The organism is Ruminococcus sp., assembly GCF_019417665.1.
Taxonomy (GTDB): domain Bacteria; phylum Bacillota; class Clostridia; order Oscillospirales; family Ruminococcaceae; genus Ruminococcus_C.
Window position 1 is genome coordinate 1 of record NZ_DXUU01000027.1, and the last position, 22,518, is coordinate 22,518.

General features: G+C 48.7%; 20 protein-coding genes, 1 tRNA gene and 1 pseudogene. 16 read left to right on the forward strand and 6 right to left on the reverse strand.

Annotated elements, in window-relative coordinates:
* The 15 genes from ruvB to QZ375_RS08275 form a co-directional block, all read left to right on the forward strand.
* Positions 1–937: Holliday junction branch migration DNA helicase RuvB (gene ruvB / locus QZ375_RS08205; RefSeq protein ID WP_295217771.1), on the forward strand; the 937-nt coding region annotated here is incomplete at its 5' end.
* A 64-nt stretch (positions 938–1,001) separates the two neighbouring features.
* A complete protein-coding gene (gene glmM / locus QZ375_RS08210) occupies positions 1,002–2,354 on the forward strand; it encodes a phosphoglucosamine mutase (protein ID WP_295217773.1) in 1,353 nt (450 codons plus the stop codon).
* Between the two features lie 4 nt (positions 2,355–2,358).
* Entirely contained in the window at positions 2,359–3,069 is a 711-nt protein-coding gene (locus QZ375_RS08215) for an NAD(P)H-dependent oxidoreductase (RefSeq protein WP_365728665.1), read from the forward strand.
* Positions 3,070–3,086: 17 nt separating this feature from the next.
* Positions 3,087–3,956, forward strand: coding sequence for a class I SAM-dependent methyltransferase (locus QZ375_RS08220; protein ID WP_295217775.1), 870 nt, complete (start codon positions 3,087–3,089; stop codon positions 3,954–3,956).
* A gap of 7 nt (positions 3,957–3,963) precedes the next feature.
* The gene (locus QZ375_RS08225) at positions 3,964–4,182 is read left to right on the forward strand and encodes a hypothetical protein (protein ID WP_295217777.1); all 219 of its coding nucleotides are present in this window, start codon (positions 3,964–3,966) and stop codon (positions 4,180–4,182) included.
* A gap of 19 nt (positions 4,183–4,201) precedes the next feature.
* Positions 4,202–5,050 (forward strand): energy-coupling factor transporter ATPase, encoded by an 849-nt coding sequence (locus QZ375_RS08230; RefSeq protein WP_295217780.1) that lies wholly within the window; start codon positions 4,202–4,204, stop codon positions 5,048–5,050.
* 14 nt (positions 5,051–5,064) lie between these two features.
* Positions 5,065–5,937: an energy-coupling factor transporter ATPase gene (locus QZ375_RS08235; protein WP_295217782.1), complete on the forward strand. Its 873-nt coding sequence runs from the start codon at positions 5,065–5,067 to the stop codon at positions 5,935–5,937.
* A complete protein-coding gene (locus QZ375_RS08240; protein ID WP_295217783.1) occupies positions 5,931–6,734 on the forward strand; it encodes an energy-coupling factor transporter transmembrane component T in 804 nt (267 codons plus the stop codon). The genes QZ375_RS08235 and QZ375_RS08240 overlap by 7 nt, the downstream gene beginning before the upstream one ends.
* A 14-nt stretch (positions 6,735–6,748) precedes the next feature.
* Entirely contained in the window at positions 6,749–9,424 is a 2,676-nt protein-coding gene (locus QZ375_RS08245; RefSeq protein ID WP_295217784.1) for a YfhO family protein, read from the forward strand.
* Positions 9,421–10,155, forward strand: a complete 735-nt coding sequence (gene truA / locus QZ375_RS08250) for a tRNA pseudouridine(38-40) synthase TruA (protein WP_295217787.1) — start codon at positions 9,421–9,423, stop codon at positions 10,153–10,155. The genes QZ375_RS08245 and truA overlap by 4 nt, the downstream gene beginning before the upstream one ends.
* A gap of 107 nt (positions 10,156–10,262) precedes the next feature.
* Positions 10,263–11,432 (forward strand): DUF5711 family protein, encoded by a 1,170-nt coding sequence (locus QZ375_RS08255; RefSeq protein WP_295217789.1) that lies wholly within the window; start codon positions 10,263–10,265, stop codon positions 11,430–11,432.
* Positions 11,433–11,447: 15 nt separating this feature from the next.
* Positions 11,448–12,326, forward strand: a complete 879-nt coding sequence (locus QZ375_RS08260; protein WP_295217791.1) for a CvpA family protein — start codon at positions 11,448–11,450, stop codon at positions 12,324–12,326.
* Positions 12,327–12,493: 167 nt separating this feature from the next.
* Positions 12,494–14,761, forward strand: coding sequence for an ATP-dependent Clp protease ATP-binding subunit (locus QZ375_RS08265; RefSeq protein ID WP_295217793.1), 2,268 nt, complete (start codon positions 12,494–12,496; stop codon positions 14,759–14,761).
* A gap of 62 nt (positions 14,762–14,823) precedes the next feature.
* Complete coding sequence (locus tag QZ375_RS08270; protein ID WP_295217795.1) at positions 14,824–15,285, forward strand: GNAT family N-acetyltransferase; 462 nt, start codon at positions 14,824–14,826, stop codon at positions 15,283–15,285.
* Between the two features lie 64 nt (positions 15,286–15,349).
* The gene (locus QZ375_RS08275) at positions 15,350–16,648 is read left to right on the forward strand and encodes an FAD-dependent oxidoreductase (protein WP_295217796.1); all 1,299 of its coding nucleotides are present in this window, start codon (positions 15,350–15,352) and stop codon (positions 16,646–16,648) included.
* Between the two features lie 214 nt (positions 16,649–16,862).
* On the opposite strand, the gene QZ375_RS08280 is transcribed toward QZ375_RS08275, so the two are convergent.
* The 6 genes and pseudogenes from QZ375_RS08280 to QZ375_RS08310 form a co-directional block, all read right to left on the reverse strand.
* Positions 16,863–16,938, reverse strand: a tRNA-Gln gene (locus tag QZ375_RS08280).
* A 238-nt stretch (positions 16,939–17,176) separates the two neighbouring features.
* On the reverse strand, positions 17,177–17,530 hold the full coding sequence (locus tag QZ375_RS08285; RefSeq protein ID WP_295217798.1) for an SCP2 sterol-binding domain-containing protein: 354 nt from the start codon (positions 17,528–17,530) through the stop codon (positions 17,177–17,179).
* Between the two features lie 18 nt (positions 17,531–17,548).
* Entirely contained in the window at positions 17,549–19,099 is a 1,551-nt protein-coding gene (locus QZ375_RS08290; protein ID WP_295217800.1) for an AMP-binding protein, read from the reverse strand.
* 12 nt (positions 19,100–19,111) lie between these two features.
* Positions 19,112–19,342, reverse strand: coding sequence for an acyl carrier protein (locus QZ375_RS08295; RefSeq protein WP_295217802.1), 231 nt, complete (start codon positions 19,340–19,342; stop codon positions 19,112–19,114).
* 13 nt (positions 19,343–19,355) lie between these two features.
* Positions 19,356–20,754: pseudogene (locus QZ375_RS14280) on the reverse strand (condensation domain-containing protein).
* Positions 20,751–21,740 carry an alpha/beta hydrolase gene (locus QZ375_RS08310; RefSeq protein WP_295217810.1) on the reverse strand — a complete coding sequence of 330 codons (990 nt, stop codon included), beginning with the start codon at positions 21,738–21,740 and terminating at the stop codon, positions 20,751–20,753. The pseudogene QZ375_RS14280 and the gene QZ375_RS08310 overlap by 4 nt, the downstream one beginning before the upstream one ends.
* 162 nt (positions 21,741–21,902) lie before the next feature.
* Here QZ375_RS08310 and QZ375_RS08315 point away from each other — a divergent pair, with 162 nt between their 5' ends.
* Entirely contained in the window at positions 21,903–22,511 is a 609-nt protein-coding gene (locus QZ375_RS08315; RefSeq protein ID WP_295217812.1) for a TetR/AcrR family transcriptional regulator, read from the forward strand.
* Positions 22,512–22,518: the final 7 nt, after the last annotated feature.

Genomic DNA, 22,518 nt, shown 5'->3' on the forward strand with positions numbered 1-22,518 from the left:
AGTGAAGGAAAATTTAGCTGTGTATATTGAAGCAGCCAAGCGACGCGGAGATCCTCTGGATCATGTGCTGCTGTACGGACCGCCGGGACTGGGCAAAACGACCCTTTCATCCATTATTGCCCATGAAATGGGCGTGAATTTGCGTGTGACCACAGGACCGGCAATTGAAAAAGCAGGTGACCTTGCAGCGATCCTGACGAATTTGCAGCCGAATGACGTGCTGTTCATTGACGAGATCCACCGTCTGAACCGGCAGGTAGAAGAAATTCTCTATCCGGCACTGGAGGATCACGCCATTGATATCATTATGGGAAAAGGCCCCTCTGCCCGTTCTTTGCGTGTGGATCTGAATCCCTTCACGCTGGTGGGGGCAACTACGAGAGCTGGACAGCTGTCCAGTCCGCTTCGTGATCGGTTTGGCGTCATTTTGCGGCTGGAACTGTATACCACAGAACAGTTGACGGATATTGTACGCCGCAGTGCCATGATCCTGAAAATCCCCTGTACCATTGATGGTGCAGCGGAAATTGCCAGCCGTGCCAGGGGGACACCTCGTATTGCAAACCGGTTGTTGAAACGTGTCCGGGATTTTGCCGATGTTATCGGTAACGGAGAGATCACAGAGGAGATTGCTCATATGGCACTCGATCGTCTGGAAATCGACGAACTGGGACTGGACAGCAACGACCGTCGGATGCTAGAAATGATTATCAAGGGCTACGGCGGCGGTCCGGTAGGTCTGGAAACGCTTGCTTCGGCGCTGGGAGAGGAGACGGTGACGTTGGAAGATGTCTGCGAGCCGTATCTCATGCAGCTGGGCTTTTTGGCGAGAACGCCAAGAGGACGCTGTGCCACTGCATTGGCGTATCAGCATTTGGGCTATCGCCAGCCGGATGTGAACGGCGGTATGGAGGGGCAGATGTCTCTGTCGGATTGAAACGTCTTTTTGAGAAAGATGAAAATAAACAATATTATTTTATGATGAAAGGAAACTATGACTTATGGGTAGATTATTTGGAACAGACGGCGCAAGAGGCGTTGCGATCACAGAACTGACATGTGAATTGGCGATGCAGATCGGTCGTGCCGCAGCACTTGTCCTGACAAAGGAAACAAAACACCGTGCGAAAATTTTCATTGGTAAGGATACACGAATCTCTTCTGATGTGCTGGAGGCTGCGCTTTGCGCCGGTATTTGTTCTGTTGGTGCGGAAACAGTAAAATTGGGTGTCGTTCCCACACCGGCAGTGGCATATCTTGTTCGGACGAAGGGCGCCGATGCTGGTGTTATGATCTCGGCATCTCACAACAGCGTGGAATTCAACGGCATTAAGCTGTTTGCGTCCACGGGCTATAAGCTGCCGGATGCCATCGAAGAGGAGATCGAGGCGCTGATCCTTGACCATCCGGAACAGATCGTTTTGCAGTCTCATACCAATGTGGGTGCGATCTCTACATATGAAAATGCCAAGGAGGATTATATTTCCTACCTGGTAAGCTGTATCCATACAGACTGTACAGGAATTCGTGTGGTACTGGACTGCGCCAACGGCAGCTCTTCCACCACAGCAGAAGCCCTGTTCACTCGTCTGGGTGCATCGGTGCATATGCTCAGCGCAGAGCCGGACGGTACCAATATCAATAAGAACTGCGGCTCTACCCATATGGAACAGCTCATGGAATATGTCAAGACTCATGACTGCAATCTGGGGCTTGCTTTCGATGGAGATGCAGACCGCTGTCTGGCAGTGGATGAAAATGGCGTGCTCATTGACGGTGACAAAATCATTGCTATCTGCGCTCAGGCAATGCAGCAGGAGGGGAATCTGAAGGGCAATACTGCTGTTGTTACAGTCATGACCAACCTGGGCTTTTTCCACTTTGCTAAAGCGAATCATATCAATACCATGGCAACTAAGGTGGGCGATCGGTATGTGCTGGAGCAGATGCTTGCTGGAGGTTATAATATCGGCGGCGAGCAAAGTGGTCATATTATTTTCCTGGATGAAGCGACTACTGGAGATGGGGAACTGTCTGGTATCAAGCTCATGGAGATCCTGAAAAAGTCTGGCAAGAAGATGAGCGAACTGGCAGGACTGATGGAGACATTCCCACAGGTGTTGTATAACGTGACCATCCCGGCAGAGAAAAAGGGACACTGGCAGGAAGATGCACAGATCGCTGCACAGATCGAAAAGTATACAGAAGAACTGGGAGACAACGGCAGAATTCTTGTCCGGGAAAGCGGTACGGAACCGCTGGTGCGTGTTATGGTCGAGGGCAAGGATGCTCAGCAGATTGAGACAGCGGCACAGGCGATTACGGAGCAGGTTAAGATTTTTGCAGGGGAGTAAACAAATGGCATCAAATATGCGGGTAGTAATGATCCATGGACAGAATCACAAAGGCTCTACTTATCATCTGGGAAAAATGCTGGCGGAACAGCTTGATGCAACTGTGACAGAATTTTTTCTTCCCAGAGATTTTGGAGAATTTTGCGTGGGATGTACGAACTGCTTTGGAAAATCTGAGACACTCTGTCCTCATTATGCGAAGCTGAAACCAATTACGCAGGCGATGGATGCAGCAGATGTTTTGATTCTGACCAGTCCGGTTTATGTATATCATACTACAGGTGCAATGAAAGCATGGCTTGACCATTATGGCTATCGCTGGATGGTGCACCGTCCGGAAAGCGCCATGTTTTCGAAACAGGCTGTTTGTATTGCAACAGCAGCAGGCGCTGGTATGAGATCGACGCTCAAGGATATGGCAGACAGCATGTTCTTTTGGGGTATCCCAAAGGTTTATAAGTACGGTACTGCGGTGCGTGCCACTGCGTGGGAACAGATACCGGAAAAACGGCAAAAAAAGTATCAGAAACATATGGCTGCTTTGGCAAAGCGTATTCGCAGACGGTGCGGATCTGTTAAGCCTGGTATGAAAACCAAAGGGTTCTTTTTCATCATGCGATTGATGCAAAGAAACGGATGGTGTGAGCCGGATGTGGCTTATTGGAAGAAAATGGGCTGGACTGGAAAAGCACGCCCGTGGAAAATGAAGAAATAAGATAGGAGCAATCCAAATTGAGAGCAGCAAATCAATGGAAACAATATCGGATTTTGGACACATCCGAGCTGGAAAAACTAGAAATGTGGAACGGTGTCACCTTGGTGCGTCCAGATCCTCAGATTATCTGGAAAACCCCGAAAGCCCATCCAGCGTGGAGAAAGGCAGACGGTCACTATAGCCGTTCCTCTTCCGGCGGCGGCAGCTGGGCATTTGCCAGAAAACTGCCTACCTCCTGGGAAATGCAGTATGAACCGCTGAACCTGACTTTTAAGATCCAGCCTACCGGCTTCAAGCATACAGGACTGTTCCCGGAGCAGGCGGTGAACTGGGATTGGATGGCAGAGCAGATACGAAATGCAGGGAGGCCCATTTCTGTGCTGAATCTGTTCGCCTATACAGGCGGTGCAACGCTGGCTTGTGCAGCGGCAGGAGCATCGGTGTGTCATGTGGACGCATCCAAAGGCATGGTGCAGTGGGCAAGAGAAAATGCTGCATTGTCGGGACTGACCGAAAAGCCTGTGCGCTGGATCGTGGACGACTGCGAAAAATTCGTGGCACGGGAGATCCGCCGGGGCAGAAAGTATGATGTGGTCATTATGGATCCTCCCAGCTATGGCAGGGGACCGGGCGGCGAGGTCTGGAAGCTGGAGGAAAATATCTACGACCTGGTGCAGCTGTGCGCCGGCGTACTGTCCGATGATCCTTTGTTCTTCCTGCTGAACAGCTATACCACCGGGCTTTCTCCGGCGGTTATGGGATATCTGTTGGGCAGTGTGCTGAGGCCTAAGTTCGGCGGCAGTGTGACGGCGGATGAGATCGGATTGCCTGTGGAACAGAGCGGTATGGTACTGCCCTGCGGTTCTACGGCGATATGGCAGAAGTGAGAATTCCATGAACCGGAAACAATGGATCGCCGTTCTGATCGGCTTTCTCTCTTTACTGGCTGACGGCTTCGCAGCAGCGGTGAACTATCTGGACTACCGGCTGGTTTATGGTAACACTTTTGGCACAGTCGGTTCTGTTGTCCTGTTCTGGGCACCCTATTTATTGTTCGGGGCAGCTGTCGTTGTACTGACGGTCGTTCTGGTGATTTTGATGAAATCGAAGTGATTTGGAAGGAGGAACTCCCATGGAAATCCGTATTGCGGCAGAGCATCTGTCGTTCCACTACACCGACGAGGACGGCAAAACCGCTTCGTCGGAGATCCTGAAAGATCTTTCCCTGACGCTGGAGGCAGGCGCTTTTGTGGCAGTCCTGGGGCATAATGGCTGCGGCAAATCCACTCTGGCAAAGCATATGAACGCTATCCTTGTGCCTACACAGGGACATATGTATGTATCCGGCATGGATACCAGCGACGAGGAAAAGCTTTATGACATCCGTCAGCGTGTGGGAATGGTCTTTCAGAATCCGGACAATCAGATCGTAGCGACTATTGTGGAGGAGGACGTGGCATTTGGCCCGGAAAATCTTGGTCTGCCGCCAGAGGAGATACGCCGGCGAGTCGATGATGCCCTGAAAGCTGTGGGCATGTACGAGTATCGTATGCATGCACCCAACCAGCTGTCCGGCGGTCAGAAGCAGCGTGTTGCCATTGCCGGTATTATCGCCATGCGCCCGTCTTGTATCGTGCTGGACGAACCCACCGCAATGCTGGATCCTAAGGGACGGCGTGAGGTCATGAAGACTATCCGTATGCTGAATCGTACCTATGGCATTACTATTGTGCTGATTACCCACTATATGGAAGAAGCGGCACAGGCAGACCGTGTCATTGTCATGGATGATGGGAAGATCCTGCTGGATGATGTTCCGGCGGAAGTTTTCTCTCATGTGGAACAGATGAAGCAGGTGGGTCTGGATGTGCCGCAGGTAACAGAACTGGTATATGAACTGCGGCAGTGCGGACTGGAACTGGATTCGCGCATTATTACAGAAGAAGATTGTGTACAGGCTTTGTTGGAACAGCTTGCGTGAAATGAGGTGAGCATTTGGCTACATTACAAACCGAAGGATTAACGTATCGCTATGGGATTGGGACGCCGTTTGAAAAGACGGCGGTGGATCATGTAGATCTGGAAATTCCGTCCGGATCATTTGTCGGGGTGATCGGGCATACCGGATCGGGGAAATCTACTCTGATTCAACATCTGAACGGCTTGTTGAAGCCCACAGAGGGCAGCGTAAAGCTGGATGGTGTGGACATCTGGTCGGACAAGTCTGGAATGCGCCAGGTGCGCTTTCGGATAGGATTGGTATTTCAGTATCCAGAATATCAGATCTTCGAGGAAACAGTGGCAAGGGACATTGCCTTTGGCCCCCGCAATATGGGTCTGACAGAGGATGAGGTGCAGGAACGTGTCAGGGAAACGGCTGCCATCGTAGGATTGTCGGAAGAACTCCTGGAGCAGTCGCCCTTTTTGCTGTCCGGCGGTCAGAAACGCCGTGTGGCAATTGCCGGCGTTATGGCAATGCGTCCGGAGGTGCTGATCCTGGACGAGCCGACTGCTGGTCTTGATCCCCATGGAAGAGAGGAAATCCTTCGGGAAATCCATGCATATCGGGAGAAAACCGGCAGCACTATTCTGTTGGTTTCCCATAGTATGGAGGATGTGGCACGTCATGCAGAACGGATTCTGGTGATGAATGCCGGAAAGGTGTTCTGTTATGACACGGTGCAGAATGTATTCCGCCGTGCACAGGAATTACAGTCCATTGGACTGGCAGTTCCCCAGATCACACGTGTCTGCGCTGCACTCCGGGCACAGGGGTTGCCCATTGATGATGATATTTTTACCGTAGAACAGGCAAAGGAACAACTCCTGGCACTGTATCGGAAAAAGGAGGCGAAAGGCGGATGCTGAAGGATATTACCATCGGACAATATTTCCCTGGGGATAGCGTTGTACACCGTATGGATCCCCGTTTTAAGATCGTCATGACGCTGCTGTTTATCGCTATGCTCTTTATGGGACAGCATTTATATTCCTTGATCTTCGGCATCGTCTTTTGCCTGCTGGCACTGGCGCTGTCCCGGATTCCGGTGCGCCTCATCTGGAAAAGCGTCAAACCTCTGCTGGTGATCCTGATGATCACGGCAGTGCTGGATCTGTTTTTCATTGATGGCGGCAAGGTTTATTTCAAATGGCTTTTTTTGAAGATCACAGAGGATGGCGTCAGAACGGCGATCCTTATGGTCGTGCGCATTGTGATACTGCTCATCGGTTCATCTCTGCTGACCTATACCACATCGCCCATTACACTGACAGATGCTATTGAGCGGCTGCTTTCTCCCTTGAAAAAGATTCATGTGCCAGTACATGCCTTTGCCATGATGATGACCATTGCATTGCGGTTTATCCCCACTTTGCTGGAGGAAACGGATAAGATCATGACTGCGCAGAAAGCCCGGGGCGCAAGCTTTAGCGAGGGAAATCTGATACAGCGTGCAAAAGCTCTGGTGCCTGTTCTAGTGCCGCTGTTCGTGTCTGCATTCCGCCGGGCAGAGGAACTTGCCACTGCTATGGAGTGCCGGTGCTACCGGGGAGAGACCGGGAGAACCAAAATGCGTCAGCTGCACGCTGCCGGACGAGACTATGCAGCTATAACTGTGACCATTCTGCTGTTTGCCGCTGCAGTTGCAGTGAAAATCATCTGGTGAGGAGAACTGATCTCATGACAATATTGCATTCCAAGACGTTGAATCGTACAGAACATACTGCCCGGAAAAGAGAATCGAGATGTTATCTGTTGTTGTCTTTTTTTATTCCCATGATTTTTCTGGGCTGCGGCTTTGTATTGCAGGATGTCCATCCTTTTGGCGACCGGCAGATTCTGGTGACAGATTTCTGGCATCAGTACTATCCGTTTCTGTGTTTGCTCCATGAAAAACTGCAAAGCGGCGGTTCACTTCTCTATACATGGGATACGGGACTGGGAACGAATTTTCTATCCATGATGGCATATTATGCCGCAAGTCCGTTGAATTTGCTGACTGCCCTTGTGCCGGAGTCTGTGCTGCGTGAGGCAGTTACGGTTGAACTGCTTTTGAAGATAGGCTTTGCGGGATTGTTTTTTGCCCTGTTTCTGAAAGGAACATTCCGGCGCAATGACTTCTCTCTCTGCTTGTTTTCTGTGATGTATGCTTTGTGCAGCTATATTCTTGGCTATTACTGGAATATTATCTGGTTGGACACTGTGGCATTGCTGCCCCTGGTAGCGCTAGGGCTGGTCTGTCTGGTGCGGGATGGGAAATACCGGCTCTATGTCATTGCGCTGGGGTTGGCTTTGTTCTCCAATTATTATATCGGTATGTTCATTTGTATATTTGCCGTCATTGCTTATCTTTGCCTTTGCGTATTCTATTTGAGACCACGCCAGCTGCCGGGCAGGACTCTTGTTATGGCAGGCTGTTCTCTGCTGGGCGGCGCTTTGGCAGCGGTAGTGCTTGTGCCGGCTTATTATGGCTTACAGCTGACCTACAGCGTCAACAATGCATTTCCTACCATGGTGCAATTTTATGAAAACTGGCAGACGCTGTTAGCAAATCTGATCAGTTATCATGCACCTACTTCCAAGGAAGGCTTGCCGAACCTGGCGTGCGGTGTCTTGAGTCTTGTGTTAATGGGACCTTTTCTTCGTTCCGGAAAAATACGCATCCGGGAAAAAATTGCAGCTATTTTGGTGCTGGCATTCCTGCTGGTGAGCTGCAATTGTAATGTACTTAATTATATCTGGCATGGGTTCCATTTCCCGAATATGCTGCCCTATCGGTTTTCGTTTCTGTTCTCCTTTGTGTTGCTGACACTGGCATATCGGAGCTTCCAGCTGGTATTGGAGGAAAAGCTGAAGATCTGGGATATTCTGGCGATGCTGGTCATGGCGTTCCTCGTATTCCTGGTATCCTATCACATTCAGGAAAACCGTGCGGTCTACTGGTCTCTTGTCACCGCACTGCTCTATGCCGTGATCATTCTCCTTTATTTCCGCCAGTTTTTCAACAAGCAGCTGTTTTGCATTGCTATGTCCATTGTGTTGGCATTCGAGTTATTCCAGAATGTAAGGATGGGCACAGAGGAAGTATCTACTTCTGATTATGCCAGCTATCCCACGGCGGAGGCATCGGTGGATGCACTTCTGGAGCAAATCGACGCACAGGATGAAACATTGTTTTACCGTACAGAAATGTCCACCTGGTATACGCTGAACGATCCGGCTCTGTATGGCTATCATGGATTGTCTCAGTTTTCTTCCATGGCAAATGAAAGTGTCACCAAGTGGATGCGTGCTCTGGGGCTGCCTGCCTCAGAAGCCGGGAACCGGTATTATTACGGCGGCTCTACGCCGGTGACCAATATGTTTACGGGCATCCGCTATCTGATTTGCCGCAGCGGCTCTATTCTGGACAACAGAGAATGGAAAACGATTGCCAAAGAAGAGGGGTGCACTGCATATGAGAATATATACGACCTGCCTGTTGGGTTCTGGACAGAGCGAGATCTGGTATCCTATGAATGCCAACCCGACGGTAACCCGTTTGAGAATCAGAACACGCTGTTTCGGCTTGCGACCGGCATTGAAAAGCCTTTGTTTACTGCAGTTGAAGTACGGGACGTGAATTATACCGGGGCGAATGCCCTGAAAAACGGCTATGGAAATTACACGTATCAGGCGGAGACCAGTGCGGCGGATCGTAGTTTGCAATACAATTATCAGACCCAGCGTGAAGCGGATCTTTATGGCTATATGACAGTTACCGGTGGGACAAACGTGATGGTTTCCCGAGACGGTGCTTTTTTGTCATCTTATAGCATTTCCAAGCAGCCTTATATCTTCTCTATGGGTTCCTATGAAGGCAATGAAACGGCAAGCCTCACTGTCACACTCCCGGAGGATGCAACATCGGGGATCGTGACGGTTTATGTATACCAGTTGGATCGGAATGTTCTGGAAGAAGGCTATGAGAAGCTCTCTGCCGGAACAATTACACTGACGGAATTTTCGGATACCAGACTGACAGGTACTATGACATCTCAGACAGACGGATTGTGCTATTTTTCCATTCCTTTTGAATCAGGCTGGACTGCAAAAGTGGACGGTGTTACAACGGACATTACACCAGTGGGTGATGCTATGGTGGCTGTACCGGTCTCTGTTGGGGAACATACCATTACGCTGACATACAAGCCGGAGGGATTTGTTGTTGGTACGTTATGTTCTGGCGGAGCAATTTTGATCCTGATGCTGTTGTATGTGTTGGAACGCAAACGAAAGAGACCGCTGTTGCAGCCGATTCCAGAAAAATCGGAACCGGAAGAACTGCCGACAGAAACGGAGGAAACGGTATCATGAGAAATCTGAAAGTGACTATGGCATTTCGTGGTACACGATATCACGGCTTTCAGCGTCAGCCCAATGCGTTAACAGTACAGGAAGTAGTGGAAGAAGCTCTTTCCAAGCTGCTCAACGAGCCGGTGGCCATTCAGGGGTGTTCCCGGACAGATACAGGAGTACATGCAAAGGAATTTTGTTTTTCCATGCAGACGGAAAAGCCTATTCCGCCACGGAATTTCATCCGTGGATCCTGTGGATATCTGCCGGAGGATATTTCCATTTTGTCTGTGGAGGATATGCCGCCGGAGTTTCACGCCCGGTTTAGCTGTCAGGCAAAGCAGTATATGTACCGGATCCACAATAGTGAGAGTAAAAATCCTTTTACCACAGATCTGGAACTGCACTATCGTCGAAAGTTGGATGTGGAACTGATGCGGGAAGCGGCACAACATTTTGTGGGAACACATGACTTTGCTGCACTCTGTACAAATTGCACAGAAAAACAGACCACAATTCGTACAATCTACGACATTACCATAGAAAAAGAAGGGGACACCGTGATTTTACTTGTCAAAGGAAACGGATTTCTGTATAATATGGTTAGGATCCTCGTGGGGACGCTGCTGAGCGTCAATGAAGGCAGGATTCCTGTGTCCGAATTGGAGGCATTGCTGGAATCTCGTGATCGGACACGTGCCGGCATTACAGCGCAGGCACATGGACTTTCGCTGTATCGGGTGTTTTATTGAGACAGCAATATTATTATTGGTATACATAATACATTTATGAAACTGATACAGAACAAATACAGAACAAAAAATCTGACCTATGGGCAGGAAAGGAGACAACCAAAAGCATGAGCTATGATTCTGACGATATGATCGAAAAGCGAAAACGGCGCGGCAGATTGCGGGGACTGCGGAATTTTGTGATTTTTTTGTTGATTGCAGCTTTTTGCGGCTATTTGTACATCCAGCGTGATGCCTGGATTCCGAAACTGGAGGGAATTGGAAACCGTTATGAAACCGTAACACAGAATGACGGCACGCTGGCTGAGGGGAATTTTCCGCTGACCATTTCCGGTAATACAGGATATCAGGCGGAATTGGTGGATGATACCCTATTTTTGCTCCATGACGCTTATCTGGATTTGTATTCTCTTCATGGAGACTCCAGAGATATTCGGCAGCACGCCTATCAAAATGCAATGATGTGCTCTACCGGAAAATATGCGCTGTTGTTTGAAAGCGGTGGAACTTCTTTCCGGCTGGATTCCAAGCATAAAAATATCTATAGTAAGTCCGTGGACGAGGAGATTATTTCCGGAACAGTCAGTAAAAATGGAACAGTTGCCCTGGTCACTGAATCCAGTTCTTATGCCTGTGCCATCAGCGTGTATGATAATACAGGGAAACGGATCTATCAGCGAAACTGCATTGAACATGTCGTTGATGTGACATTTCACGAGGACAGCGAGGGCTGCTGCTATACTTCCATCAATGTCGAAAATGGTGTGATGCAAAGTACCGTGACAAGCATTCTGTTCCGGCAGAAAGATACCCAGTGGACTTCGCTGCCTTTGGATACTCTTGTGGTGGAGTCGGGCTTTTCGTCGGATGGAATGCTGTGTGTGGTTGGAAATACAGCCTGTGCATATTATAGCAGTACCGGCGAGATGCTGGGCACGTACAATTACAACGGTACTTTGGTTAGTGCTGATCTGGAAAATGGCAGAGCAGCACTGATCATTCAGGACGATCAGAAACGAGATACCTCTCTGGTTCTCCTGGATCAGTCTACCACAGATGTGTCTGTTACGAAACTGGATGACACAGCAGAAATGGTGCGTGTATTCGATGGCGATGCGATCGTGATGAGTCCTGGAAATATTACTTCCTATGATTTTTCGGGAACAGCTCTGGCGACTGTGGCGCTGGAAGGCTCCTATACCTCTTTCGCAAAACAAGATGGCTACTTGTTCCTGATGGGATATGATCAGATCGACCGTGTGGACTTTAAGGAGTAATTTGTGGAAGTTTGGATGAATCAAACCTGGTGGCTCTATGATCTGACTGTGTTGGCGATCCTCATTCTCTGCATTTGGAGTGGATGGCAGCGTGGTTTGCTTCGTTCCATTGCCGGATTGTTGGGTTATGGTGCGGCTGCACTTTTCGCAGGGATCCTGGCGCAGCCGGCGGCGGAATATGTCTATGACCATTGGCTGGCAGAACCGTGCGCTTCTGTATTGGAACAGAAGTTAGAAGAGTATCATCTGGCTGATTCTGTGCAGCAGATGCTTTCTACTTACGGTGTGCAGTTAGACGATGCCGTATTACAGCAGATCGCATCCCAGCCGGATCAGGCGGCAGATGCACTTTATGGTGCTGTTTCTCAGAAAACTGGTGTTCCCACAGATTGGCTGAAACAGGGACTTTCCCAATCCATCGACAGCGCTGCACAGCAGATGTATACGGGATTGCCGGAATGGATGACAGATGCGCTGCTGCCGTCAAATGATACGGTTCAGCTGCAAAACCGGGCGATCCAGTCTGTGGCGCTGGTGCTTTCCAGCAATACTGGAGAAGCGGCCAAAAAACTGACAGAGCTTTATCTTCGTCCGGTAATGATTCCTATGATTAAAGTTTTTACTTTTTCCGTTCTATTTCTCTTGATTTCTGCTTTGTTACAGGTTATAATAAAATGTATATCCTCTCTGTGTCATACGAAAACGGGACGGCTCGGGGATCAAACGATGGGTGCGGCTGTTGGAGGCGTGCAGACTGTTGTGCTTTTGGTGATGATGGGGAAACTGACAGGATGGATCGTAGAGCATGGTGCAGGTCAGCTTGCATTTTTCAATGAAGCAGCGATTGGAAAATCAATATTGTTTCAGTCGATATATCATATTGTGACAAAATAAAATATAGGACGATATTTGCATAATTATTGTTGTACAGATGTGCGGCAAAGGTGATAATTGGTAATTATGCGGCGCTGCCATAGGGTGTCCTACAGAAAAGCTAATAGAAGAAAGGTGATAAAAACATGATGTTGTGTACTCGATGCAAAAAGAGACCGGCGGTTGTAATGATCACGGCAATGCGTGGCGACCAGAAGAAAAATGAAGGTCTGTGTCTGGTCTGTGCCAAGGAAATGAACATTCCGCAAGTCGATGAATATATGAAGCATATGGGAATCTCCGATGAAGAACTAGAGCAAATCTCCAATCAGATGATGGATCTGGTAGATGGGGACAGCTTTGAAATGGGCGGTTCTGGCGTGATCCCGCAGTTTTTGGAGAATATGCAGAATCTAATGAAAGACAGCGGAAAAATCCTGCAAAACATGGAGAATGCCAATTCGCCGGCACCGGTGGAGGAAGAGGGCTCAGCTTCTGGGGAACAGCAGGAAACCTCTCGCCGGGAACGTCGTTCTAAGAGGAAAAAGGAACTGAAATTCCTGGGGAACTACTGCACGAACCTGAGCCAGCGTGCCGCTGAGGGAAAGCTGGATGCAGTGATTGGCAGAGATAAAGAGATCTCCCGTGTCATTCAAATTCTTTCCCGTCGGACAAAGAATAATCCTTGCTTGATCGGTGAACCAGGTGTCGGAAAGACGGCAATTGCAGAGGGGATTGCCCAGCACATCCACGCTGGAACAGTGCCCATGCACCTGAAAGATAAGCAGGTGTATTTATTGGATCTGACATCTCTCGTTGCTGGAACCCAGTTCCGGGGACAATTCGAAAGCCGTGTCAAGGGTTTGATCGCAGAGGTAAAACAAGAGGGAAATATCATCCTCTTTATTGACGAGGTGCACAATCTGGTTGGCGCTGGTAATTCCGAAGGCTCCATGAACGCAGCGAATATTCTGAAACCCGCATTGTCACGAGGAGAGATCCAGGTCATTGGCGCAACGACCTTTGAGGAATACCGGAAATATATTGAAAAAGATTCTGCTCTGGAGCGTCGTTTCCAGCCGGTAACGGTAAATGAACCTACGGTGGATGAAACGGTAGAGGTACTCAGCGGTATTGCCAAATATTATGAGGAATATCACCGGGTACACATTTCACCAACGATGATTCGTTTGTGTGCGGTTTTGGCGGAACGCTATATTACAGACCGTTTTCTCCCGGACAAAGCGATTGACTTGCTGGACGAAAGCTGCGCTTGCACCAGTCTGCGTTCTCCGGAGATCGAGAACTATGATGTGCTGCTGAAGAAAAAGCAGGCGCTGGAAGAGAAGGAAAAGTCCATTGAAGATGAAACGGAGATTGATTATGAAGCACTTGCTCAAGTAAAGGGCGAGTTGATCCGTCTGAAATCCAGTCTGGAGACTGCAGAAGCGGAACTGGAACATGTAAAGGTCACAAGTGATGATCTGGCAAAGGTCATTGAGTTGTGGACAGGAATCCCGGCACATAAAATTGCAGAAACTGAGTTCACGAAGCTGGCAAATCTGGAGGAAAGTCTGAAAACTCGTGTGGTTGGACAGGATGAAGCTGTGGATTTGTTGGCAAAGGCAATCAAGCGTACCCGTGTACAGCTGAGTCCCCGCCGCCGCCCGGCATCCTTTATCTTTGTTGGTCCCACTGGTGTGGGTAAGACAGAGCTGGTAAAGGTGCTGTCGGAGGAACTGTTCGATTCCAATGAGCCGCTGATCCGTCTGGATATGACAGAATTTATGGAGAAGCACTCCGTGGCACGGATGATCGGTTCTCCTCCCGGCTATGTTGGCTACGACGAAGCCGGTCAGCTGACGGAAAAGGTGCGCCGCCGTCCTTATTCGGTAATTCTGTTCGATGAGATTGAAAAAGCACATCCGGATGTCATGAATATTCTCATGCAGATTCTGGACGAGGGAAAAATTGACGATGCGCAGGGAAGAACGGTCAGCTTCGAAAATACTGTTATCTGCATGACTTCCAATGCTGGTTCTACGGATAAGAGCATTGGTGTAGGCTTCAACCGGACGGAGACAGAAGTGTCTAAGGAAAAGGCAATGAAGGGTCTCCGGGAATTCCTGCGGCCGGAATTTATCAGCCGTATTGACGAGGTTGTGGTATTCCAGAATCTGACCAAGGAGGATTTCCAGAAGATCGCAGCACTGATGCTGGATGAGATGAAAGAACCTCTTGCAGAGAAAGATATTACGGTGCAGTATGACGATGCAGCATTGGCTGCCATTGCAGAGGAGGCATTTGGGAAACCGTATGGTGCTCGTGATATCCGCCGTGTGATCCGCCAAAAGGTGGAGGATCAGGTGGCATCTCTGATTATTGCGCACAATACAGAGATTCAGAAGCTACTGATCTCCGCCCAGGACGGTAAGATTACAGTGACATATCAGTAAACAAGGAAAAGAGGGCATTGCAGTAAAACGCAGTGCTCTTTTTGCATTAGAAAGGCGAAAAAATGCTGATCAAAAAGGTTACAGAGAAGAAAAAACAGTATCTTTCTTTGCTGCTTTTGGCAGACGAACAGGAGAGTATGATCGACCGTTATCTCGAACGAGGTGATATGTATATTCTGGTGGAACATGGCGTACAAGCAGAATGCGTGATTACGCAAGAATCGGATGGCGTTTATGAGATAAAGAACATTGCCGTTGTACCAGAGTCCCAGGGAAAGGGTTATGGCAGAGCTTTGATCGCCCACGTGCTCCGGGTATATCTCGATTGCAGAACCATGATTGTGGGAACAGGAGACAGTCTGCGGACCATTCCCTTTTATGAAGCCTGCGGTTTCCGGGAGTATCAGCGTGTAAAAAATTTTTTCACCGATAATTATGATCATCCTACTTTTGAATGTGGCAAACAACTGGTGGATATGGTCTATCTGAAACGAGAAACCGGGGATAGCTGCGGAACAATTTGAAAATATATGATAATTCCACATATTCTGCATATCCTAATCAAAAATGAAAGGTGAGATGCAGAAGATGCAGTCTATCTGGCATAGAAATTGTGAAATGCCCCGGTTTTCAGCTTTGCAGGGAGATATCAAAGCAGACGTTCTGGTGATCGGCGGCGGAATAGCCGGACTTCTTACGGCATATCTGCTGGGGAAGAAAGGGGTTTCGGTGGTGCTTGTGGAAGGGGACACCCTATGCAGTGGCACTACGCAGAATACTACGGCGAAAATCACCGTGCAGCATGGTTTGCTCTATCATAATCTGCTGAAACTAGGCGGAGTGGATCTGGCGCAGAAATATTATGAGGTTCAACGTGCAGCACTGCAAAAATATGCGGCGCTGTGCAAGGATATCCAGTGCGATTTCCAGCGGAAAGACAACTATGTGTATTCTGTAGAGAATCCGGAGATACTGGAGGCAGAATTGGAAGCATTGCAGCGTGCCAAGATTCCGGCGGAATTTGCAGAAAACTTGCCGCTGCCGTTTTCCACTGTAGGTGCAGTGAAATTTTCCGACCAGGCGCAGTTTCATCCCTTGCAATTCTTATCGCAGATTGCTAAGGATTGCAGCGTCTATGAGCACACATTTGTCTACGATATTCGGGACAATCAGGTCTGGACGGAACACGGCGTCATTACCGCAGATCGGATCGTAGTGACGACACATTTTCCCTTCTGGAATGGTCGTGGCAGATATTTTCTGAAGCTGTACCAGCACCGTTCCTATGTGCTGGCACTGGCGAATGCGCCGGAGCTGAACGGCATGTATCTGGACGAGAAGCAAACAGGGTTTTCCTTTCGGAATTACGGCGATATGTTGCTTTTGGGAGGCGGTTCTCACCGTACTGGAAAGAAAGGCGGCGGATGGGCTGAACTCCAGATGAAAGCAAAATTGTATTATCCCAATGCAGAAGAGGTCTGCCGTTGGGCGGCTCAGGATTGTATGAGCCTGGACGATTTGCCCTATATCGGGAGCTACTACGGACGTACTTCCCAGTTGTACGTGGCGACAGGATTTGGGAAATGGGGCATGACCGGAGCAATGACAGCGGCAATGGTGCTGACGGACATGCTCACAGGTGTACCCGATGAAGTGGCGGACATTTTTTACCCATCCAGAAGTATCATGCAGCCGCAACTGTACCGGAATCTTCTGGAGACCGCCTCAAACTTCCTCCGACTGACGCCCAGGCGGTGTACGCATCTGGGATGTGCACTTCATTGGAATTCGGCAGAGCATTCCTGGGACTGTGCCTGTCATGGCTCCCGTTTTTCGAAGGATGGGCGTGTGCTGGAAAATCCGGCAAAGCGCAACCGGCGATCATAAGTTACAGCATAAGAAAAGCTGTTGCAGGTACGGTGAAATCCTGGTTCACAGGTCGATGTGGGCATCGACACCTACAAAACGTCACGCAATTCGTGGTAATTTGTAGAGCACGATGTCCATATCGCACCGTTTTCCTGTTGGATTTTTACTGCCTGCAACAGCTCTTTACATAAAAAAAGAAAACAGCTCTCACAATTGTGGAAGCTGTTTTTACTGGTTGGGGTGGAAGGATTTGAACCCTCGGAATGATGGAGTCAGAGTCCACTGCCTTACCGCTTGGCTACACCCCAGTTTATTTTTTTCTGTCTGCTTTGTTTTACCTCAGCTGACTTATATAGTATACCACTTTCCATAGAAAATGTCAACTGTTTTTCTTCAAAAGATATAAAACTAAGTTTCACATCGTTTTACTAAATAAAATAAACTGATATGGTGCTAAAATAATCGATATAGTATTATGAGATGTAAAAAGAAAACTGCACATGTAATGGACTACATGCGCAGTCTGGAGAAATATTGAGAAAAAGCTTATTTTTTCTTTTTCTTCTCGACCTTTTTGATGGTTTCGATCATCTTCTGGAGTTCCATTGCTTTCCCAAGGTCGCCTTCCACTTTCAGCTTTCCTGTGGTATAAGCAAAAACGGAATTCATGGAACCGTCTGCGATTTTCAGAAAGTCCTCGGCAGTAGCAATCAGTTTGACATCACGGTCGTAATACTCGTAGGGTTCTACATAGAGCTTGCCGTCCAGCAATTCAATATAGAATGCACCTTCGCCCTCGCCGACAATATTCACCTGTATAGCAAGATGATCAGTCAGCTTGCTGACATCGGCTTTCATAAATTCAGCCTTTGCCGCACTAAAAATTTCTTCATACGTCATATGATTTCCTCCTAAGGTTTATTGGAAAATCGCACCTTGCTGCGACTGTTCCCGTTTGATTTTCTTAGATGTGGTTTTATCGAATTCCACATCCCGGATTCGCAGGCAATGGATCTGCTTTGCGGGCGAAACGGTCTTGTTGATCTCCAGCACCTGCTTCTGGAACAGTCGCTTTATTTCGTCCATGTTGTGTGCCTCACAGAATTCGGTGTTGGGGAAGATCTCCGCAGTGATTATGCCGTTTTCTGCATAGACCAATACCTCAGAGAGCCAGTCCAGTCCAGCGAATTTGTTTTCCAGTTCTTCCGGGGAGACATTTTCGCCGTTGCTCAGAATGATCAGATTTTTCTTTCTGCCAGTGAGGAACAGATGACGTTTGTCATCCACATAGCCCAGATCGCCTGTTTTCAGCCATCCGTCCTCTGTCAGTGCTTCAGCGGTAGCCTCTGGATCATGATAGTAACCCATCATAACCGAAGGACTCTTTGCCCAGATCTCACCGTCCATGATCTTGATCTCACATCCGTTTACGATAGTGCCGATGTCTCCCACACTCATATCCTCCAGATTGGCTGTGGAAATGCGCGGAGAGCACTCAGTCATGCCATAGCCCTGTGCAATCGGAATTCCCAACGCACGATAGCTCTCTACCAACTTGGGATTGAGATAAGCACCGCCGCTGTAGATACCACGGAGTCTTCCGCCGAATACGGCATTTGCAATTGCCTGGATGGGAATCTCCGGCTTTGCTGCTGCGGCAGCCTGGATCTTCTTATAAATGGTCTCAGCGATCATGGGTACCAGCAGGATCAGCGTTGGCTGAAACCGTTTGAGGTTCTGCGCAATGTGCATCATGGAATCGTTGACGCAGACTGTGGTGCCATACCGCAGAGAAAGGAGAATATCACAGGTGAAGCAGTATACATGGTGAATGGGGAGCACGGTCAGCAGAACATCTTCCGATGTGCTCTCGTTGTCCTGACACATGGTATTGTCGATGAGGTTGCTGTGGGACAGCATAACGCCCTTGCTCTTTCCGGTAGTGCCGGAAGTGTAGAGAATGGCTGCGCAGGATGTTGGGTCAAGGGGCATCCATTCCATAGGTTCGTTTTCTGCCAAAACCTGTGTTAGAGAGAGAACATCGGGAATCTCTTGAAGAGAGACATAGGTGTGTATGGCAGGGCAGTTTTCTCGAACGGCAGGGAGCATGGGTGCATATCGTGCATCGAAGAAGAAGACCTCTGCATCTGAACGCTGTAAATGATCACACAGATCATCAACGCCCAGCTGGGCATCCAGGGGAACGATGACATTGCCGCTGCCTACGGTGCCAAAATAGGCGGTCAGATAGGCAGCGCTGGTCAGACCGATCACTGCGGCGTGCAGCTTTTTGCCGTTGGCGCTTTTCTGGAGAAAGCTGCCTAGTTTCCGGCAGTTTTCATAGAGCTGCACGTATGTTGTTTCTGTATTTTCTTTGCCTGCCCTTTCAATGAGAAATGTCTTTTCTCCATAGCAGGCAGCGGACTGTACGATCAGATCCTGTAAGGTTTTTACCAATGTTTTATCCATTGTAATTCTCCTTTATTTCTGCTGGAGCGACTCCAGATATGCAATTGCTTCTCCTACGGTGTGCAGCTTTAGCACATCCTCTTCCTCAATGGCCACGTCCATCTGTTCTTCCAATTCTCCCAGAAAGCTCATAAAGTCATAGGAATTGAAGTGCAGGTCTTCGATAAAACGTGCCTCCGGTGTGATCTCCTCCGGTTCCACGTCCACGTATTCCAGAATAGTCGTTTTCAGTTCTTCCAGCATGATAACATCCTCCTCAGATCATGTCCAGTATTTCGCCGATCGTTCTGCTGCTGTTCTCGATTCCCCGGAACAGTACACGACAGAGATAATAGTAGAGATATTCCATCTCATAATCGGTGACAGCGTCTTTTTTGTATTCGAAATTGAAGTCCAGTCCATTGTCTTCCACTCGGTGCATTACGGTTAAGTAAAGGGGTTGTGCGGCAACACCGTTGGTATACCAGAAGCTTTTGTACGGGATATCCGGGATCTTGTCCGCATCCTGCCGCAGGGTCAGGGGCTGGTAGGTCAGGGCAAGGCTCTCATAGCTTGCGCCGGGCTGGAAGTTCCAGTGGCTTCTGCGTCGTGCAGTATACTCTATCGGGTCGAAATTTGCATGACGGAACAGACGGTTCTGCGCTTCCTGCATCATGTGCAGTCCTTCCAGGAAGGTCATATTCGGTTCCATAATAGTGCGTAGGGGGAAAAAGTGAATTCGTGTACCGCCGGAACGTTTTTCCAGCAGTGTACCCCGGCGAGCCACACAGCTCTTGATGGAAACATCCTTTTCGTTGTTGTTGAATTTGGAAAGAACCGTCCGCAGACCCATGAGCAACAGGCATACCATAGGAACATGGTTTTCCTCACAGAACCGCATGAGCCGGTCAGAGGGATGCTTTTCCAGATGATAGACAGAAATAGAAGCCTCCGGGCTGGTAGATGTGATGATTGCACTGCGCTGGTTGGGATTTTTATTCTCACGGCGCTGAGTGATGAGACGCCCCATGCCGTTGAAGTCCGTGTACATGGGTTCACTTTTCATGATATCCTCCATCCAGTATTTTTCGTCCTTCTGCCGGGCTGGTGAATTGGCTTCATAGGCGAGATCCCGTTCCAACGCCTTGATATAGGACTGCATTGGTTTCGGCATATCCGTGCCGTAACGTTTTGCACAGTACAGTTCCAGTACATCCCGGTATGGAACTGGAGTCCATGGTCATATGGTCAGCCTTGAAGTAGATGCCGTTATAACCGTTGGGCAGCTTGATCAAGACGATCTGATTCATGGGAGAGTGAAAACGTTTGAACGGAACTGCTGTCCACTTCCGCATTTCATTGTGTGCATCTTTTTCATTCCATCTGGAGAAGTCCCGAAGTTCAATGTCACGATCCTCAAAGGGTACTAGATACTGATAAACCGTGCCATCCTGATCCTGCAAAAAACGGAGCCGCATGGATTCAAACCGCTGGTATGCCTCATAAATGGCCTCTTTTAGAATATCAAAATCCACTTCCTGCTGGATGTACAATCCAGTACCAATATTCAGCAATTGGTGATAAGGACAATAGAGAATGGAATAGTTGTGAATGCGCTGTGCTGCCGTCAGTGGGTAGCACTGCAAGTTAACACCATTCACCTGAAATTCTTTCATGCTGTTTCCTTCTTTCCGCTGTCGCTGGGAATCCACTTCTCAATGAATCGGGATTCCGCTTCTTCATATTGAGGTTGATTTTCATAATAACTTGCACCGTGACCAGCATGTTCTACAAGAAGCAGTTCCTTCGGTGTACTGCATAGTTCATAGTTTTTCTGGCTCATCCAGGTGGGGACGAAATTGTCTTCTTTACCGTGGATAAACAGCGTGGGGCATCTGGAGTCTCGCACGGCGGTAAGTGTGGAATAATCCTGGAAGCCGTAGCCTGCCTTTTTGCGGCACATGGCATCATTGATGTTCATGACCGGGAAAGGCGGCAGATGATAGTCACGCTTTAAAATATGTGAGAATACATCGTAGGGCGAGGTGAATGCGCAGTCTGCAACAACGCCTTTGACCGATTTCGGCAGATCCGGTGCACCGGCAGCCATGAGCACAGTAGTAGCGCCCATGGAGGTGCCGTGCAGGAGAATTCGTTTGTCTTCGCCGAACCGTTCCATCACATAGTCAATCCATGCACGGCAATCATAGCGGTCGAGAATGCCAAAGCCGATGTATTTCCCCTCGCTCTCACCGTGGGCACGATGATCCGGGATCAGACAGTCGAAACCCTGCTGGTGAAAGAAATACGAATGGGCTGCGAAATCGCTTAGCCCACAGCTGGTGTAGCCGTGGCAGCCGATGACGATGCGGTCAGAGGGCTGCTTTGCCGGCAGGTAATAAGCATGAAGATGGATCCCGTCTCTGGCAGTAATGGTGATAGGTTCCAGGTTTTGCTGCATCAGCCATTCCTTTTTCGGATGGATGATCTTTTTGTATTCTTCCCACTTCTGCATGTCAGCCATTTCACTGATGTCGACTTTGATCGAATCCTGCCGTGGAATGACACGCCGGAATAATGTGGTGGCACCGCCGAATGCTGCTGCTGCCCCTGCCAGGACAGCGCCGCCGGCAATTGCGCCGAGAAGTGCTGCTGTTCCCATTTTATTTCTCCTTATTCATTTTTCGACCGTTGGTCGAAATGGATTGTTTTCATTTTAACACGTTTTCGACCGTCGGTCAAGTATTTTCCAGCGGATTTTCTTGTCAAATTCGAAATTTTGTGATATAATGAGAAAAATCCAAGAGAAAGCAAGTGGTTTCCTATGAAAAGTGATAAGAAAGAACGAATACTGAACGCCACCGAACAGTTGATGTGCGTTATGCCGGATCGGGATATTTCGGTCAATCTCATTGCCAAAAAAGCCGGCATTGGAAAGGGAAGCGTTTACTATTATTTTGAAAGCAAGGAAGAGATTCTTTACGCCGTCATTGAACGGTGCTATAAAAAGGCAATTCATGAATACTTCGGCGGCATTCAGTCCGAAGCGTCAGCTCTGGAAAAGATCAAGGTGCTGTTCCAGAGTATGATCAAGAATGAATTTCACGACAATCAGAAAAATCTTATCCGCACCTTGCATCTGCACGAGAGTATGCTGCTCCACAACCAGATGAAACTGGTTGCAATACAGGAACTTTCTCCGATTCTGGAGGGCTTGCTGAGACAGGGAGAGAAGGAGGGTATGATTCACAGTGAAACGCCAAAGGAAAGCGCGGAAATGATCGTGGCGGTGATTACCTTTTTTCTGGACAATACGGTATTTCCAGACGATCCCAGCATGGGGATAAAGCTGAAGATTTTTTCCAATGTGCTGGATACCTGTCTCCATGCAGTTCCTGGAAGCTTTGATTTTTTGTGGGAACCGAGAAAGTGAAACTGAA